The organism is Pseudobacillus sp. 179-B 2D1 NHS (assembly GCF_045370945.1).
Lineage (GTDB): Bacteria > Bacillota > Bacilli > Bacillales > Domibacillaceae > Pseudobacillus.
The window spans coordinates 210,629-227,479 of the sequence record NZ_JBIQDP010000005.1 but is presented as its reverse complement, the minus strand read 5'-3'; the positions used below and the strand labels follow the sequence as shown (position 1 = coordinate 227,479).

The following is a 16,851-nucleotide window of genomic DNA, read 5'->3' as shown; positions in this document are numbered from 1 at the left end:
TGACTGTTATGCATATCACTATATATCGTAAAAATAGTGAAAGGCAAGAAAAAATGGTTAAAAGAGGAGAGAGCAGAGGATGAATGTCATGCATCAAGATCAAAAAGAGTTTGAACAGATAGTAGCAGAAGTCGTACAGCATGTAACCAATTTTTATCAGGGCCTTGAAGATAGATGTGTATCGATTCCATACTATGAAATGCCCAAAAATGAACTATCTGAATTAGGTATGGGTGCAAGTGCAGCCCTTAAATATTTCACTCAACACTACGCTAAAGGCTTAAGCGGAAGTGTTGGTTCAAGGTATTTAGGTTTCGTTACAGGGGGCTCTACACCGGCATCTATTGTAGGAGATTGGTTAGTTAGTGTCTACGATCAAAATGTAGCTGGCTCACAAGATTCAATTGCCGGGTTCATTGAATTGGAAACGATTGATATGCTAAAGGAATTATTTCATTTAAGCCATGAGTACAGTGGCACCTTCCTAAGCGGGGCAACTATGGCAAATTTCGCAGGTCTTGCTCAAGCAAGGCAATGGATTGCTCATCACTATGGAAAAGACACCTCCATGGAAGGCCTGTACGATATTCCTCCGGTTAAAATTCTGAGCGGTGCCCCGCACTCAAGTGTTTTTAAAGCAACTTCCATGCTCGGCATAGGAAGAAAATCGATTCATTTAATACCTTGTCAGGAAAATCGCGAGGCGATCAATATTGAAAAGTTAACTGAATTTCTTGAACAGCATAAAAGTGAACCATGTATTGTTGTGGCCAATGCCGGAACAGTTAACACGGTAGACTATGATGATTTAGATGCTATTGGGAAGCTTAAAAAGCACTACCGCTTTTGGTTGCACATTGATGCAGCCTTTGGTGGTTTTGCCGCTTGTTCTCCTATGTATAGGGAATTAGTAAAAGGAATGAATCATGCGGATTCTATTACCATTGATGCGCATAAATGGCTGAACGTTCCCTATGACTCTGCGACGCAATTTACTCGTCATAAGCCACTTCAAGCAGAAGTGTTTCAAAATAATGCTGCTTATCTTGGCGGTTCGATTGAAAACCCGGAGTTTTTTGATCTTACACCCGAAAACTCCCGAAGATTCCGTGCCTTGCCAGCATGGTTTACGCTAAAGGCATACGGTAAAAGCGGTTACCAAAATCTCGTTGAGCAAAATGTTAAACTGGCTAAACAGCTAGGAGACAAAATAAATAACAGCCAGGAGTTCAAATTATTATCACCCGTAAGATTAAACGTTGTTTGCTTTTCTTTAAACGAAGAATCCATCACTGCTGAAATGAACAATCAATTTCTTGCTGCCTTAAATCAGCAAGGAAAAGTATTTATGACGCCCACTATCTATAGTGGTGTTCCTGCAATCCGCGCTGCTTTCAGCAATTGGCGCACAGAGGAAAAGGATGTAGAGATTATATGGGAAGCATTGCGATCAACCATTCGATCCATCAAATAGCTGGAGGCTTAGTTGAATAGAGAAAGGGTTGAATGTAATTTTTCCAGTCTACTTATGTATTTTCTTTATACGAGAGTCTAAGAAAATGATCAACCTTTCCTTTAAGGCTTGAATCAATACTATTAGGGTTCCTAAAATCATATAATAACCTCTTTAAAATATCTTTAGAGGTTGATGTAGCCTCTTTATTATAAATCATGTAAAAAATACAAAAAATAGTTGCGAACGTTTGTTCTGTATTGTATAATCAAGATAACAACAAGAAGCAGGCCAAATAGAAAAAATATTATGATTGTAGGAGCTGATGATAGTGACAGTGCAGTTAATTCCTTACTTAGTGATGAATGGAAATGCCAAGGAAGCCATCCATTTTTATGAAAAAGCTTTAGGGGCAGAGGTTCTTCATATGCAATCTTTTGGAGAAGGCCCAGAAAATCCGGACTTTCCTTTACCCGAAGAAGCAAAAGGCCGCGTAATGCACGCGACAGCAAAGGTGGGGGAAACATTACTTATGTTTTCTGATACGTTTCCTGGTCAATCTCATCAGACTGGAAATCAGGTAACCATCTGTATTTCGACCGACAATCCAGAAGAAGCAAAACAAATGTATGAGGCATTACAGCAGGACGGTCAAGTGACTATGCCTTTACAAGAAACTTTTTTTAGCCCGGCTTACGGCAGTGTTATAGATAAATTTGGTGTAAACTTTCAAATTTTCACTGAAGGTCAGCAGTAAATTAATTCTAGTCATGCTACTATTTAGTATCTGCCTTGTGTCATTGGCTTTTAATATGTTTATTACCAGTAAAGATAGCATGACGGAACCGGGCATTCCCCTATAAAACTCATCATGTGATCGTACATACAGAATGTAATAATCCGGCTTTGTTTGCAGCACTGTAATCGGCCGTTTTCTTTTTCTTAAAAAGTTAAGCTTACTATAAAGTTGATTAATGAAGTCATAGTATGCAATTAAAGGGTGCTTTAACGGAGCAACGAAAATAGCCTCATGTCTCATTCTAATATTGAGACATGAGGCTGTTTCATATTGAGACACTTTAGCGTGTTACATCTGCTTTCTGCCATCTATTTATGTTAAGGGTCTTTTTTATTTTTCATTTCTCGAGCAAAAGCGAACGGCACGGCTTACTACCGTTGGCACGACAGAAGCATGATTTTCATCAGGAGCTATATAAAGTTCTGTGCTTAAATGATGTTCATTTAGTAAAGCCCTGATTCTGTTTGCATCCTCTACCATAAAACCTTCATGTTCACCGGCTGCGATAAATACATGATGTTTCCCATGGCTTGCTCCGTTTTCAACCAAAAGGTGAGCCATGTTTAGCAGTTCCTCGCTATTCCACCATACAGATGGGCTAATCGCGATATAATTTTTAAATGCCCGCGGGTTTGTGTATAAGCACCATAAAGCAAAGTAACCACCAAGTGAATGACCAAATAGATATTGAGCTTGGCGGTTCACAGAGTAGTGTTGCTCAATATAAGGTTTTAATTCCAATTCAATAAACTTAAAGAATCGTTCAGCTCCACCATAACCACTCGGCAGTTTCCCTTTTGCACGCTCGGGCATAATTACATGTTTAGCTGGTGCCGTAAAGTCGATAAAGCGCTGTTCTCGCATTTCTTCTTTTTGATGGCAAATACCGATAACAATAGCAGGATTGACACCTGTTTTCCCTCGATTTAATTGTTGAATACGTACAACATCGCGGACAAATGAAAAATAATACAGCCCGTCTAATACATAGTAAATAGGCAACCCTTCACTAGGCAGTTCTGTCTCCGGAATGTATATCTCGATGTCATATGTTTTATTGGTGTATTTAGAAGTCAATTGACTATGGCTCATAGATACTACCCTCATTTCCTGTTGATTGTTATAATAAAGAGAATGATAATCATTTTCATTTAAATAGTCAATATGGGAAGTGAAGAGATGGAATTGACAATCAATCAAATCATTGAATACTTTGCCCACTCATCTATACAATTTGTGGATGTCTTTATAAGCAGGCTGGATGCTTCGAGAACGGATACCGGTAGAAAGACTGCCCCGGGGGTTTGTGGGATGATTATTCCAATTAAAGGTTCTTCCTGTTTTTCCCTTAATGGCACGGCATATAGAATGAATCAGCGTACAATAGTTCATGCAGGATCGAGGATGGATATTGAAATTAAAACGTTTGAAAACGAGTGGGAGTATGCAGTGATCCATTATAGGATTATCGAGACAACACCGGCTTATAAAGAAATGCTGAACCACCATTTTTTGATTTCTATTGATGGTTCAGCAAAAATTCAGCAACTTGTACACTATCTTCTGCAACAACAGATAAAACCAGATAATATATCCAAATTTAAAGTGCAAAATGTATTTATGAATTTATTGGAAGTGATATTGCTGTCAGCAAGAAATGAGTGCTATGAAAATAAAATGGATCCTATTTTGGCTGCACTTGAATATATTCAGCTTTATTATGCTAAAGAACTATGTGTCAGTGAACTTGCTCAACAATTTGGCATGGAAAGAAGAAAATTTTCTTATTTGTTTGAACAGCTGACTGGCTTAACACCGATACAATACATTACAGAATACAGAATTAGGCGTGCAAAGGAGCTTTTAAGAACAAGTAATTTGCCAATTGCTGATATTGCAGAAGTGGTCGGCTATCCGGACAGCTTTTACTTTAGCCGGGTATTCAAAAAACTTACTAAAATGCCGCCTTCTATTTACAGAAAGCAATAGAAAAAAGTCCATATTTCACTATAATTTGTTCTTATGTAAGGCCGTTTCTATATAATGACACTATTTTCGTTATCGCTTCTTCATCTTCAACAAACAGGCAAATGTCCATGTTTTCTGGAAATTTGTCCATTCAATTCCCCATAGCTATTTGATAAAATTCATCTATAAATAGTAATGATAATCAATATCAATTAGGGGGGTTAACCATATGAAAAAGCATTGGTTATTAGGAGGTGCGGCACTTTTAGCAATATCTCTTGCAGCATGTGGATCGACAGAAGGAGCAAGTGAATCAGGTGCCAAAACAGAAGCAGTTGAAGCGGATGGCAAGAATACGGCTTCTACATCTGAAGAACAAGCAAAGGAAACAAAAATTAGCTATTTAGGTGATGAATATACATTCCCAAATCCAGCTGAGAATATCGTAGCGGCAAGCCTTGAAGCGATGGAGGATGCGGCAGTCTTGGGGGTTAAGCCAGTAGGTGTACTAGAGATCGCTGGTGAAGTTCCAGGTTACTTAGCAAAAGAATTAAAAGGAGCAGCATTAATTGGTGACAAATTTTCACCAAATGCAGAAGCGATTCTTTCACTTGATCCAGATGCCATCATCGGGACTTCCAAGTGGAATGAAGAGGTCATGGCAAAAATGAATAAGATAGCAACAACTTTACCTTATTCACATATTTCAACCAATTGGAAAGATAATTTATTGGCGTTTGGACAATTAACAGGAAAAACAGCAGAAGCAGAAAAAGTCATTTCAGATTATGATACGAAAGCGGCAAAAGCGAAAGCTGAGTTAGGCAATTCAGCAGCAGATAAAGAAGTATTAATTATTCGTGTTCGTGGGGGATTAATGAATATTTATCCTGCAGGCGTTTATTTGAATCCGGTGTTATATGAAGACTTAGGCTTGAAAGTGCCAGAAACATTAACAGCTGCTAAAGCGCAACAGGAATTAACGCTTGAAACATTATCGAAAATCAATCCGGATATCATCTTCCTTCAATTTGAAAAATCTGAAAACGCGGATGCACCAAGCGCTTTAAAGGATTTGCAAAAAAATCCTATTTTCACCAATTTAAAAGCAGCTAAAAATGGAGATGTTCATGTAAATGTTATTGATCCACTTGCACAAGGCGGTACAGCATGGTCAAAAGTTAAGTTTTTAGATGCAGCAGTGGAGAAACTAGTGAAATAAAGGGTTGTCCTACTCAAACTGTCTCTCAGACCTCCGCTTTAATAGAGCGAGGGCAACGAAAGTGTATAAGTAAGAGGGGAAGAGACAGTAGTTTCACTTTATAGAGAAAAGGTGTCAAAATTGAAGCAATCTGCCAAAAGAACCTTAATGATTTTTATCTTGTCTTCCATCCTCATTGTATTCATCGCTCTAGCCTCTATTATGTTGGGAACAAAGGACATAAGCATGCGGGTGGTTTGGGACTCCATCAGTCAATTTGATGCAAACAATGCAGATCATCAAATTGTTAGAACAGGACGAATGCCCAGGGCGATAGCAGTTTTGCTTGTAGGTGCTTTTTTAGCAGTTGCAGGGGCAGTAATGCAAGGAATCACACGTAATTATTTAGCTTCGCCTACGCTCATGGGCGTAAACGACGGCTCTGCTTTTATGATCACGTTAGCCGTTGTTTTTTTTCCGGGTCTGCCAAGCTATCAAATGATTTTATTGTCCATGTTGGGATCGGCAATAGGCGCTGCATTCGTGTTTGGATTTGGCTCGATTATCAAAGATGGTCTTTCGCCCGTTAGACTGGCCATTATTGGAACTGTTATTGGAACATTTTTAAGCAGTATCGCCTCAGCTATAGCAATGTATTTCCAAGTGTCACAAACAGTGGCAGCTTGGTATAATACCAAACTACAATCTGTCGACCCAGATATGCTGTGGTTATCAATTCCATTCGGAGTGATTGGGATACTGTTGGCTATTGCCAGTGCACGTGCTATCACTATTACATCTCTTGGTGAGGATGTGGCTGCTGGACTCGGACAAAAAACAAAAGCAGTACGGTTGCTTAGTATGTTTTCCGTCGTGTTACTTACTGGAACAGCCGTGGCGCTTGTTGGAAAAATTGCATTTGTTGGGCTAGTGATCCCTCACATTGTTCGGTTTTTAGTAGGGGAGGACTATCGATTTATTATTCCTAGCTCTCTTGTAGTGGGCGCCTGTTTTTTAAGTTTTTGCGATTTAATTAGTCGGTATTTAAACTATCCATTTGAAACACCAATAGGGGTTGTTACATCGATTATTGGTGTACCGTTCTTTTTATATTTGATTCGGACACGTGGAGGTGAAAAGCATGCTTAACTCCACGCCTAAAAGATTTTTTTTGCTGATCTTTATGTTCCTGGTCATTATTTTCGTTGGCTTCTATTTGCATATTACCAACGGGATGTTTGATATGTCTATTTTAGATATCATTCGCACTTTGTTAGGCTATGAAAGCAATGAAAAATTTAAGCTGGTTATCTTCGATTTTCGATTACCTAGAATCATCATCGCGGCTCTTGTTGGCATTGGGCTAGCTGTGGCAGGAGTTGTTTTTCAGGGAATAACGAAAAATGGGCTAGCTGATCCGGGAATATTAGGTATTAATGCAGGTGCAGGCGCTGCTATTGTCATTTTTATGTACTTCTTTCAATTCCAAGCATTACTATCGGATGGAAGCGATTGGGTTACTATTATGGTCATGCCGCTATTCGGTTTTGTTGGCGGTACAGTAGCAGTCACTCTTATTTTTGTATTGGCATTGAAAAATGGACGTCTTGACATGCAACGTCTTATTTTAGCAGGGATTGCCATTAATAGTGGATTCGGCGCCTTATCCATGTATATTTCCTTAAAAATGAATGAAAAGGATTTTGAATCGGCAGCTGTTTGGCAAGCTGGGTCCATTTATAATGCGAACTGGATTTTTATTTTAGCGATGCTGCCCTGGATTGTTGTTCTTGGCTTCTATCTGTATAAAAAAGCTTATTTACTTGATTATTTTCAATTAGAGGAAAACACAGTTGTCAGTCTTGGTATTAAGCTAGAGAAAGAAAAAATAGGTATGCTGCTTGCGAGTGTGGGATTAGTGAGTGCCTGTGTTTCTGTTTCAGGAAGTATCGGTTTCATCGGTCTCATGGCGCCTCATATTGCTAAACAACTGGTAGGAGTCCGACATAAATATGCGCTGCCGATAAGTGCATTAACTGGTGCAGGATTATTAATTTTCTCGGACTTTATTGCGAAAACCGCTTTTGCACCATCTGAACTGGCAGTTGGGATTGTTGTATCGATTATTGGTATCCCATATTTTTTATATTTACTTGCGAGAGTAAAGTAGGAGGAAGAACATGCAAACAGCATTTCGCATTGAAGAACTAACTGCTGGATACGATAAATCCATTATTTTTGATAACTTGAGTGTGAGAATAGCACAAGGCAAAGTGACCACTATCATTGGTCCCAACGGATGCGGAAAATCAACTTTACTGAAGACCATCGGTCGGATCTTAAAGAAAGAAAAAGGAAAGATATATTTGCAGGATCAAGATATGCAGCAGCTTTCAACAAAAGAAATAGCGAAACGCTTGGCTATTCTTTCCCAATCACCTACTGCGCCATTTCAATTAAAAGTAGAGGAGTTAATCTCGTACGGACGTTATCCGCATCGCAAGAATATCAACCGATTGTCTAAAAAGGATACCGAAATGATAGAGTGGGCAATGGAAGTGACACATACGCTTGAATTTCGTAATCGTGAGTTGGCGGATTTATCCGGTGGACAACGGCAGCGAGTTTGGCTAGCGATGGCGCTTGCCCAAGAAACTGACATCCTTTTATTGGATGAGCCGACCACTTACTTAGATATGGCGCATCAGCTGGAAGTGTTAAATATTGTCCAAAAATTAAATAGAGAACATCACTGTACCATCATTATGGTTCTTCATGATATTAATCATGCAACACGTTATTCTGATGAATTAATTGCAATGAAAGACGGAGCCATTATGAAGTGTGGATCACCCTCAACGATTATGACGCGAGAGGTTTTAAAAGAGGTGTTTAATATTGAAGCAAAAATCATATACGACAAAGAACTCGATACACCACTTTGCCTTTCGTATGATGTTTCGAAATAAAAACATGAGAATGCTGGCCGTCAAAAACAGAAGGAACCTGAAAGAGGGAGAAGGATGCTTATCCAATCAATCAATATAGAAGGATATATGGTAAAGGTTGTTTTACCTTACAATTACGGACAGTCGGCCACAGCTTATCCAGTGGTGTATGTACAAGATGGCGGGGATATGGTCATGGATGGCTATAATCAGCTGGATTACTTGGCTCGTACAAAACAAATAGAACCCTGTATATATGTAGGGATAGAGCCGATTGATCGTAACCATGATTATACACCTTGGCCAGCTCCAAGACTCGCTGAGCGCGCATCAGACTTTGATGGAAAAGCTGAAAGTTACTTGCATACTTTAGTAACATGGATTAAGCCATATATCGATAAAAATTACCGCACAAAACCAGGAGCAAGGTATACAGCTATAGCGGGCGGCTCATTTGGGGCGTTAGTTTCTTTATTTGCTTCTTATTGGTGCCCTGATACTTTTGGGAAGTATATTCTATTGTCTGCTTCTGTGTGGTATGAAGGAGTCATGGAGTTTTTAAGAGAAGAAAAATCCGTTATCAATCGAGACAAGCATAAGATGTATATGTATGTCGGGGATTGTGAAGGGATCTACCATTTAACACGCCAACGGCACATGGTACCATGTTCCAAAGAAGCCGCGGAGTTGTTAAAACGAGAGAATTCTCATTGGTTTGAATTTGTGATGAAGGATGAAGGGACACACGATGCTCATTTCTTTGCCTATTATTTTATTGAAGCGATGAAAAAGTTGTTTCCGGCAAGATAAGGAACGATGTTTCATTGAGCTGAGAGAGCTGTTGGCTTGGTTTTTAAGTCAGCCCATCCAACTCAAAGATCGTCAATTGATAGACAACTTGATAAACAGAGAAGCTAAATAAAGTGATTTAAGGCAAGAACAGAGCCCATCCACTGTAAAATGGGACTCCGTACATGGTTTTCACATACATACGCCGGCGAATCAGTAATGACAAAACCGCAGCGGCAACGACTAAACTAATTGTTACTAATGATGTGTAGGCAATGACCTCTATTTCCAAACTATATCAACCGATTTGCCTTTTCTATGAAATGGACTTGCTTTTTACTTATAGCCTCGATGTGGGCAGCAATCTTTTCAATTCCCGGGCGGATTTGCTCTTCATCGACTTGCGAAAGGCACAGCCGAATTAAGTTCCCTTTGCGGTATTCGGGCAAGAACATTCTGTCTGCCTGATCGACAAGTATATTTTCTTGTTGTAAAGACTGGGCGAGACGTTTGGAATGAACTGTTTTTGGAAGGTAAATAGATAAATAGAACCCTGTTGCAGGCTCAGTAAAGGAGGCGGTGGCCGGCAAATAATCTCGGCAGGCTGCGATCGCTAGCTCCATTTTCCGGCGGTACATGTCTCGAATATGGTGAATATGACTGTTGAACATGCCGTTTTTTAGGTAGAGCTCTAACGCGCCTTGGGAAATAGATGGGCTGAATAAGTCCTCCGAAAACTTAAACCGCCGGAAGGAATGGATCATTAATTCTGGAAGAACAGTCAGCCCAATTCTTAACCCAGGGAGCATTACCTTTGAAAAGCTCTTAATATAAATGACTCTTCCTGAAGGATCGAATGCAAACATCGGATCAATTTTATGGTTATAATCCAAATCCCCAAAAATATCATCTTCGACTATATACACATCATATTTATTAGCCAATTCCACAATTTTTTTCTTTTGTTCGTTCGTATAGCTATGTCCGAGGGGATTGTGAAATCTAGGAATCACATAAAAGAACTTAATATCGTTGTTGCGAAACATGTTTTCCAGGCGGTCCAGGTCGATGCTGTCCATGGTTAAATCAATGCCAAAGGTCGTAATATCATGTACTTGAACAGATTCAACTATGCCAAAATAGGACGGCTGTTCTATTAAAATATTTGATTTTCCATTCGGAAAGGGCATTTGGACAAGCAGGTTCAGCGCTTGCTGTGAGCCGGAGGTAATGAACACTCTCTCCGCCGCTGTAAATACCTGGTTGTTCTGCAGGTGATTAACAAGCTCTTGACGCAATGAAAGGAGACCTTGCTCATCTGAATAAGTGAAAAGCTCTTCCTTATATAGATCGATCGCTTGGTTCATACAATGTTGAACATCTTTGTAAGGAAGGGCCCTTTTATCCGGACCAGCTGATAGAAAGTCAATCTTATTTTGGTTACATGTATTTGTTGATAAATGAGAGTCATGAACAACAAAATATCCACTTTTTGGAACGGAATAGATCACATGCAGCTTTTCTAATTCCTCATACGCTTTTAGAACAGTGTTTTTGCTGTAACCATACTTTTCAGATAAATAGCGGATCGATGGAATTTTATCGCCGGCTTTTAACGTCCCTGCTATGATCTGATTTTTGATCTCGCTCATTATATTCATATATTTTATATTCATTTAAATTCCTTTCAACCTGTGCCTGCACAGATTAATAAAAAATGGATTTTTGTAATTGTCTGAATTTCGCATGCTTTGATTATATCAAATAAAGTTGCAAGAAGAGTGATTTCTATGGAGTGATACAGAGAGGATTATATGGTTAGTAACCATCTGAAAAGATAAAATTTTTTCTAATAATAAGACATTAGAAGTCAACTATGAACGATTTGAAATTTTACACTCTCGATGCATTTTCAGAAAGAAAATATGCGGGAACCCAATTAGCCGTTTTTACTGAAGGGGCCGAGCTTGCTAGGGAGGATATGAGACCCGCATGTTTATACAGGAATACAGTTGATTTCTAGAATGCTGGAGTTACAGGATGATCGAAAGGTTTTATGAATAATAAAAGATTCCAAAAAGCAAGGCGGTATGAGTGCACATCGTCCTTTTCCATATCATGTATAATAAATGAAATGTTTCGCAAACAGACAGGATGGAGGGAAAAAAATGAAGATTATCGAACTACCCATTGAGTTTGAATTTAATGGGCAAAAAAGCCGTCTTTACCCTAGCTTAATTGTATTGAATAATGAATTAACACTAGTTGATACAGGGTATGCCAGCTTTTTGCCTCTAATTGAAAATGAAATAATAAAAAACGGATATGAGATGAAGAACTTACAGAATATCATCATTACCCACTATGATGATGACCATATAGGTTCTTTACATGATTTTAAAGAGAAGTACCCGTGGATTAACGTTATAGCCAGCGAGGGGGAAGCAAAATACATTAGTGGAGAAATAAAGTCTGAGAGGTTAGTTCAGGCCGAAGACATGCTGGAAAATTTGCCAAGTGAAGACATCGAATTTGGCAGGTGGTTTATACAGCAATTAAAAAGCTTGAAGCATGTTTCAATCGATGAAAAGGTACAGGACGGTGATTTGATTTTAGATAATCAGTGTAGAATAATAGCCACACCAGGGCATACTTCAGGTCATATTTCATTATATTTCCCAAGCTTAGGGAGTGTCATTACAGGTGATGCGGCTGTTAATGAGAACGATGAATTGGTTATTGCTAACCCACATTTTTGTTTAGATATGGAGAATGCCAAGCAGTCTTTGAAAAAGATTAAGGATCTTCAAGCGGAAACTTACTATTGTTATCATGGCGGAAAATGCATTTTATAATTAGGATATAAATGTAAACATACAATTCTATGCATGGGAGTAGCAGCAGGAATATAGAATCGACATTGAATCATTGAATCGAGCATATGATGTATCGTTCTTATGACAGGCGCGATTCATGCACATACTTTAGGATTCATCAACATATAACAGTGAAGATCCCTGCTTCAAGTTGTTTAATTATTTCAAACATTGTCTGTGGAATAAAGGAGCAGTAGAAAAATCGGCTGTTAGGCATTCAGCCTTGTGCTAATGATTAAGTTTTCTGGGTAAACTGTGTTAGACTGGAAAATAAATAGCAAGCTTAAACTAAAATGGAAAGAGGTAAACAATGTTTAAAAAAATATTGAAGCAAATTAAGCATCTTTCCCAAGGAAGCAGCGAGCGAAGAAGTGGCTACTATCGCCGGGGCAGCAGTAGCAGCAGCCGACGGCATAAACGGTCACCGATGAGTGGAAGCAAATATTACAAGCGAAAGGGCCGGAGCAGCAGCTAACTTTCTCCCCCGGCCGTTAAGTGGCTTTTCCTTCCGCTTTAAGTGCCGCGCAAAGATCGGTTGAAATTTCACTAGTATTAGAGTAAGGCTCTTCAATACGTAATAGTTTCTTTAGCAGATAAACGGTTTCTGGTTCTAAAGAAAGTTCTTCTGTCCAAGGAAGAGCTTTTTTGTTTTTGGCAGAGTATGTTGTATAAAGCAAATATAACAATATTTCTCCTAAGTCATAGTAGTCCTGCTGTTGCAGTTCTTGCTTATTGAATGAAGAATTAAATGAGGTCTGAAGTGAGTCAGCTGCAGCTCCATGCTTTGATAAACCAAAATCGATCAAAAAAAGCTCCTGTTTGTTTAGCAAAATGTTTGGAATACGTAAATCTTGATGGTAAATGTTGTTCTGATGGAGGTAATCTATTAATTCAAGCAGTCGTGAGAGAAGGAGTAAAGACTCTTTCTCATTAAATGTTTTTTTGTTTAAAAAAATTTGGTCTTCCAGGTTATCCCCGTCAATAAGATTCATGGCATAAAACAAATAGTTATCATGTGTAAAAGCTTCAAATAGTGTTGGGATACTTCTATGGTTCAGCAAACGTAACACGGAAACTTCATTTTCAAACAATTCAATGTCTTTTTTGCTATGACGCTTGCTCGGACGAAGCTGTTTGATTACTTTATTGTCGTGTGTTTTTAGATCATGACAAAGATAAACGATTCCATAGCTTCCAGTCCCTATAACGCGGAAAATCTTATAGCGATCATGTAAGACTGTTCCTCTTTTCATCGGTTTGTCTGCAAAAAACTGATAAAGCTTCCGAATGGCACGCAAATCGAAACTCTCCTCCCTTCTATGGATTTTCATTCATGATTATTAATCGAAAAAGCCTCATGAAGATGTTTTTTTGTTGGAAACGGATCAAACTTTTATGATGCCGTTATCACAAGATATCATAATAAACCTAAAGGATGATAACAAATAATTTACATTATGAGGGACGGTATTTAGCGTTATATTTTTCCAGGTGATTTATACTATTCAATAGAGCATTCAAAATAAGGACAGCATTGGCAGGCTAACATCTAAAACAATAGGGGGAGTGGCAATGAGTGAGCAATGGACAGAAGATTTACAAGTCGCCCAAGTACGTATGGCGAGACCGACGGATCAGTTATCGGAAATAGAGCGGTTTTATTGTGAAGGAGTCGGATTACACAAAATCGGTTCGTTTACAGGACATCGGGGATATTCGGGTCTTATGCTAGGTTTGCCAAATGCCAGCTACCATTTGGAATTTACAGAGCATGTTAATGGCAGCCCATGTCCCGCTCCGACAAAAGATAATCTTCTTGTATTGTATATTCCGGATATAGAAAAGATCGAACGCATCAAAACAAGATTAGAACAAATGGGGTATCCAGAAGTTGAACCAGAGAATCCCTATTGGGCAGAAAAAGGGACGACTATTGAAGATCCGGATGGATGGCGTGTTGTGCTCATGAATACAGAGGGGATATAACCTTTCTATAGCCTTGCTACGCTAACATGATCGTACTCCATTTTCCTTTTTTAGACACTTATGCTACAATATCTTTACTAAAACATAGAAGGGATGATGGGTGGACGATGGACAAATAATCTTATTTTCAACATTTGAAATCGCATATTTCAAATCATACGAAATAGGATTAGTCTGCCCATTTTCTATATACTGTACAGCTATTTGAATCAAATAGCTTATTTGAGCAACGTAAAAATGCGACTAATCCTTCCAGATCAATTGGGAGGATTTTTTTGTCCTCCCTTTAAAAGAGAGAGGGATCAATTATATGAAAGAGCTATGTAAACTGCAGAATATTAACTTTGAACTAACGGATTTTATGGTTTTTGAAGGCGTAACTGCCAGCATCCAGCAAGGAGAGATCATCGGAGTTATTGGCAAAAATGGGGCTGGGAAATCTACTTTGCTGAGGATAATTAATAATAACTTGGTTCCGACGGCAGGACAGATCCGATGGCTGCAGCCGAACGTGAAAGTCGCTTTCGTTGAACAAGAACAAGAATCGTATTCCTTTGGAGAAGTGACCTCTTTAGAAGAGACCTTGCTAAAAAAATGGCAAGTACCAGCCCGCCATTTTTCGCAATTAAGCGGCGGAGAAAAGTTGAAAGCGCGATTGGCGAAGGGGCTTTCTGAAGATGCTCATCTTTTATTATTAGATGAACCAACTAATCATCTCGATGAACAAAGCACTGAGTTATTGATTGAGCAAGTGAAGAACTATAAAGGCACGATCATTTTCGTTTCCCATGATCGTTATTTTTTAGATGCGGTTGCCACAAAAATATGGTCGATTGAGGGGAAACAGCTAATTGAGCATAGAGGAAATTACACCAGCTATATGGACGCTCGCCAACAAAAAAGACTGACTCAGCAACGCGAATATGAAAAGCAGCAAAAAATGGTTGAACGCATTGAATCACAAATGAAAGAACTCACTTCCTGGTCGAAAAAAGCCCATGCTCAATCGACGAAACAGGAAGGTTTCAAAGAGCACTATCGAGTAAAGGCAAAGCGGATGGATGCGCAAGTAAAATCAAAACAAAAGCGTCTTGAGAAAGAATTGGAAAAGGCCAAGGCAGAGCGGGTTGAACCAGAATATGAAGTGCACTTTTCAATGAAAGCGAGCAACAGGACAGGAAAGCGGTTTTTGGAAGTTAAAAACTTAACCAAGGCGTTTAGCGGACGTCCATTATTTGAAAATGCCAACTTTACCATTCAGCACGGGGAGAAGGTGGCAATTACAGGTCCAAATGGCAGCGGCAAAACGACTTTATTAAAAGTGATCGTTGGCGAGGAAACGGCAGAAGGAAAGGTGTGGGTTTCTCCTTCTGCCACCATTGGTTATTTAACACAGGAGGTCTTTGATTTACCACTTGAACAAACACCGGAACAGCTATTTTACCAGGAAACTTACGAAGCAAGAGGCCGGGTTCAAAATGTCATGAAGCATTTGGGATTCACAGCCTCTCAGTGGAAAGAACCCATTGAAAACATGAGCATGGGTGAGCGTGTAAAGTGCAAGCTGATGGCGTATATACTAGAAGAAAGAGACGTCTTAATTTTAGATGAGCCAACGAATCATCTTGACTTGCCTTCACGTGAACAGCTGGAAAGCACTTTAGCTCAATATGACGGCACCCTGCTTGTTGTTTCCCATGATCGCTACTTTCTTGAGAAAACGACAAGTAGTAAATTAGTCATAACAAATAACAGCATCCAAAAGCAATCGAAAGAAAATCCTAGAGAAAGAGATAATCGGGAAGAGTTGCGCCTAAAGATGGAAACAGAAAGACAAGAAGTTTTAGGAAAGCTTAGCTTTATGACTCCAAACGATGAAGCATACAAGGAGCTTGATTTGAGATTTAAAGAGCTGACGAGGCAAATAAAGGAGCTTTCGTAAGGAGTAGAGTTCGCCTGCATAGATGTGTGAGAATTGTAAAGAGCTAATAAAGTTATGTAATTTTGGTATGAAGATATAAGAGCCTTGCTACATTTTATTGTGTAGTAAGGCTCTTTAAAGTTATTTACTTTTTATCCATCTAAGTATATTTGCGCTCAAAATCAATAATAAAGCCGTTTAATTCTTCTTCAACTAAAGCCCCCGATCGTATGATTAGATTAGCCAATATTATATTGGTTGTCCTTTTTGTTTAGGTCCTAGAATACTAATGGTAGCTGAGGTAGAACGCAAGCACCTGTAGGATTTAGACCTGACAGCTAAAGGATGCCAAAAAAGTCAGCTCGGCGCATTACCCATTAGTACTATTGTTCACCACGCCGGAAATCTTCCATCTGTTTCCGTACTATTGCTGGGGATTTTAGCAGGATATGTTCACCTTTATCATTGCAGGTGAAGATTCCTTTGAAAACTTCGGGCATGGCATCGTACTGTTTCTCTAACTGTTCATTAAATTTTTTGAAACAGTCATAAGGGTATTTTTCCAGCAGGTAGGGTATCAAAAAAGCTGATCGCAAGATTTCATATTCCTCATAATTATATGGTGTACTTTCAGGACGCTTTTTTAAGATTTCCAACATCTTGTTCATTAAAACGGCAACTTCTTCTTCGCTTGCAAAGGCAGCATATCCTCTAATGGCAGTAAGCCGCATATCCAAATATCGTTCTTTTTTATATGCTTTTAGAAAAAAGTCCTTTCCGTCCTCTGGCAAGTCAAATATCAATTGCTTTAATAAGGCATTACGTTTGGCAATATCCTTTGTATTAAAATATGTTTCCGTTTTTCCTTCGTCCATATATCTCATCTCCATTTACGGTTGGTGAGGTTACA

General features: G+C 39.0%; 17 protein-coding genes. 12 read left to right on the top strand and 5 right to left on the bottom strand.

The genetic code is table 11. From position 1 onward, the window contains the following. Nucleotides 1–79 precede the first annotated feature (79 nt). Entirely contained in the window at nt 80–1,474 is a 1,395-nt protein-coding gene (locus ACH0BF_RS07615) for a pyridoxal phosphate-dependent decarboxylase family protein (protein WP_406909215.1), read from the top strand. A gap of 310 nt (nt 1,475–1,784) precedes the next feature. After that, nucleotides 1,785–2,210, top strand: coding sequence for a VOC family protein (locus ACH0BF_RS07610; protein ID WP_340851539.1), 426 nt, complete (start codon nt 1,785–1,787; stop codon nt 2,208–2,210). Between the two features lie 372 nt (nt 2,211–2,582). On the opposite strand, the gene ACH0BF_RS07605 is transcribed toward ACH0BF_RS07610, so the two are convergent. After that, nucleotides 2,583–3,344 (bottom strand): alpha/beta hydrolase, encoded by a 762-nt coding sequence (locus ACH0BF_RS07605; RefSeq protein ID WP_340851538.1) that lies wholly within the window; start codon nt 3,342–3,344, stop codon nt 2,583–2,585. Nucleotides 3,345–3,431: 87 nt separating this feature from the next. Between ACH0BF_RS07605 and ACH0BF_RS07600 the strand changes: the two genes are divergently transcribed. The 6 genes from ACH0BF_RS07600 to ACH0BF_RS07575 all read left to right on the top strand — a co-directional run bounded on the left by ACH0BF_RS07600 (nt 3,432) and on the right by ACH0BF_RS07575 (nt 9,179). Next, a complete protein-coding gene (locus tag ACH0BF_RS07600) occupies nt 3,432–4,241 on the top strand; it encodes a helix-turn-helix domain-containing protein (protein WP_120035905.1) in 810 nt (269 codons plus the stop codon). A 208-nt stretch (nt 4,242–4,449) separates the two neighbouring features. Continuing rightward, nucleotides 4,450–5,442 (top strand): ABC transporter substrate-binding protein, encoded by a 993-nt coding sequence (locus ACH0BF_RS07595; protein WP_340851537.1) that lies wholly within the window; start codon nt 4,450–4,452, stop codon nt 5,440–5,442. Between the two features lie 147 nt (nt 5,443–5,589). Continuing rightward, the gene (locus ACH0BF_RS07590) at nt 5,590–6,570 is read left to right on the top strand and encodes a FecCD family ABC transporter permease (RefSeq protein WP_340856298.1); all 981 of its coding nucleotides are present in this window, start codon (nt 5,590–5,592) and stop codon (nt 6,568–6,570) included. Next, the gene (locus ACH0BF_RS07585; protein ID WP_340851536.1) at nt 6,563–7,591 is read left to right on the top strand and encodes a FecCD family ABC transporter permease; all 1,029 of its coding nucleotides are present in this window, start codon (nt 6,563–6,565) and stop codon (nt 7,589–7,591) included. The genes ACH0BF_RS07590 and ACH0BF_RS07585 overlap by 8 nt, the downstream gene beginning before the upstream one ends. Before the next feature lie 10 nt (nt 7,592–7,601). Beyond that, nucleotides 7,602–8,390: an ABC transporter ATP-binding protein gene (locus ACH0BF_RS07580; protein ID WP_340851535.1), complete on the top strand. Its 789-nt coding sequence runs from the start codon at nt 7,602–7,604 to the stop codon at nt 8,388–8,390. A 54-nt stretch (nt 8,391–8,444) separates the two neighbouring features. After that, nucleotides 8,445–9,179, top strand: coding sequence for an alpha/beta hydrolase (locus ACH0BF_RS07575; RefSeq protein WP_340851533.1), 735 nt, complete (start codon nt 8,445–8,447; stop codon nt 9,177–9,179). A 118-nt stretch (nt 9,180–9,297) separates the two neighbouring features. On the opposite strand, the gene ACH0BF_RS07570 is transcribed toward ACH0BF_RS07575, so the two are convergent. Together ACH0BF_RS07570 and ACH0BF_RS07565 are read right to left on the bottom strand one after the other, a co-directional pair. Further along, a complete protein-coding gene (locus ACH0BF_RS07570) occupies nt 9,298–9,450 on the bottom strand; it encodes a hypothetical protein (RefSeq protein ID WP_406909212.1) in 153 nt (50 codons plus the stop codon). Nucleotide 9,451: 1 nt separating this feature from the next. Further along, nucleotides 9,452–10,834: an aminotransferase-like domain-containing protein gene (locus tag ACH0BF_RS07565; RefSeq protein ID WP_340851532.1), complete on the bottom strand. Its 1,383-nt coding sequence runs from the start codon at nt 10,832–10,834 to the stop codon at nt 9,452–9,454. A 492-nt stretch (nt 10,835–11,326) separates the two neighbouring features. Between ACH0BF_RS07565 and ACH0BF_RS07560 the strand changes: the two genes are divergently transcribed. Together ACH0BF_RS07560 and ACH0BF_RS07555 are read left to right on the top strand one after the other, a co-directional pair. After that, nucleotides 11,327–12,013, top strand: a complete 687-nt coding sequence (locus ACH0BF_RS07560) for an MBL fold metallo-hydrolase (protein ID WP_340851531.1) — start codon at nt 11,327–11,329, stop codon at nt 12,011–12,013. Between the two features lie 331 nt (nt 12,014–12,344). Further along, entirely contained in the window at nt 12,345–12,509 is a 165-nt protein-coding gene (locus ACH0BF_RS07555) for a hypothetical protein (RefSeq protein ID WP_182917062.1), read from the top strand. Nucleotides 12,510–12,525: 16 nt separating this feature from the next. Here the strand turns inward: ACH0BF_RS07555 and ACH0BF_RS07550 are convergent, their stop codons facing one another. Then, complete coding sequence (locus tag ACH0BF_RS07550; protein WP_340851530.1) at nt 12,526–13,287, bottom strand: protein kinase domain-containing protein; 762 nt, start codon at nt 13,285–13,287, stop codon at nt 12,526–12,528. Between the two features lie 319 nt (nt 13,288–13,606). Here ACH0BF_RS07550 and ACH0BF_RS07545 point away from each other — a divergent pair, with 319 nt between their 5' ends. Both ACH0BF_RS07545 and abc-f read left to right on the top strand, forming a co-directional pair. Beyond that, a complete protein-coding gene (locus ACH0BF_RS07545; RefSeq protein ID WP_340851529.1) occupies nt 13,607–14,020 on the top strand; it encodes a VOC family protein in 414 nt (137 codons plus the stop codon). A gap of 310 nt (nt 14,021–14,330) precedes the next feature. Further along, nucleotides 14,331–15,962 carry a ribosomal protection-like ABC-F family protein gene (gene abc-f / locus ACH0BF_RS07540; protein WP_406909211.1) on the top strand — a complete coding sequence of 544 codons (1,632 nt, stop codon included), beginning with the start codon at nt 14,331–14,333 and terminating at the stop codon, nt 15,960–15,962. A gap of 362 nt (nt 15,963–16,324) precedes the next feature. On the opposite strand, the gene ACH0BF_RS07535 is transcribed toward abc-f, so the two are convergent. Further along, nucleotides 16,325–16,816: a hypothetical protein gene (locus tag ACH0BF_RS07535; protein ID WP_120035914.1), complete on the bottom strand. Its 492-nt coding sequence runs from the start codon at nt 16,814–16,816 to the stop codon at nt 16,325–16,327. Nucleotides 16,817–16,851: the final 35 nt, after the last annotated feature.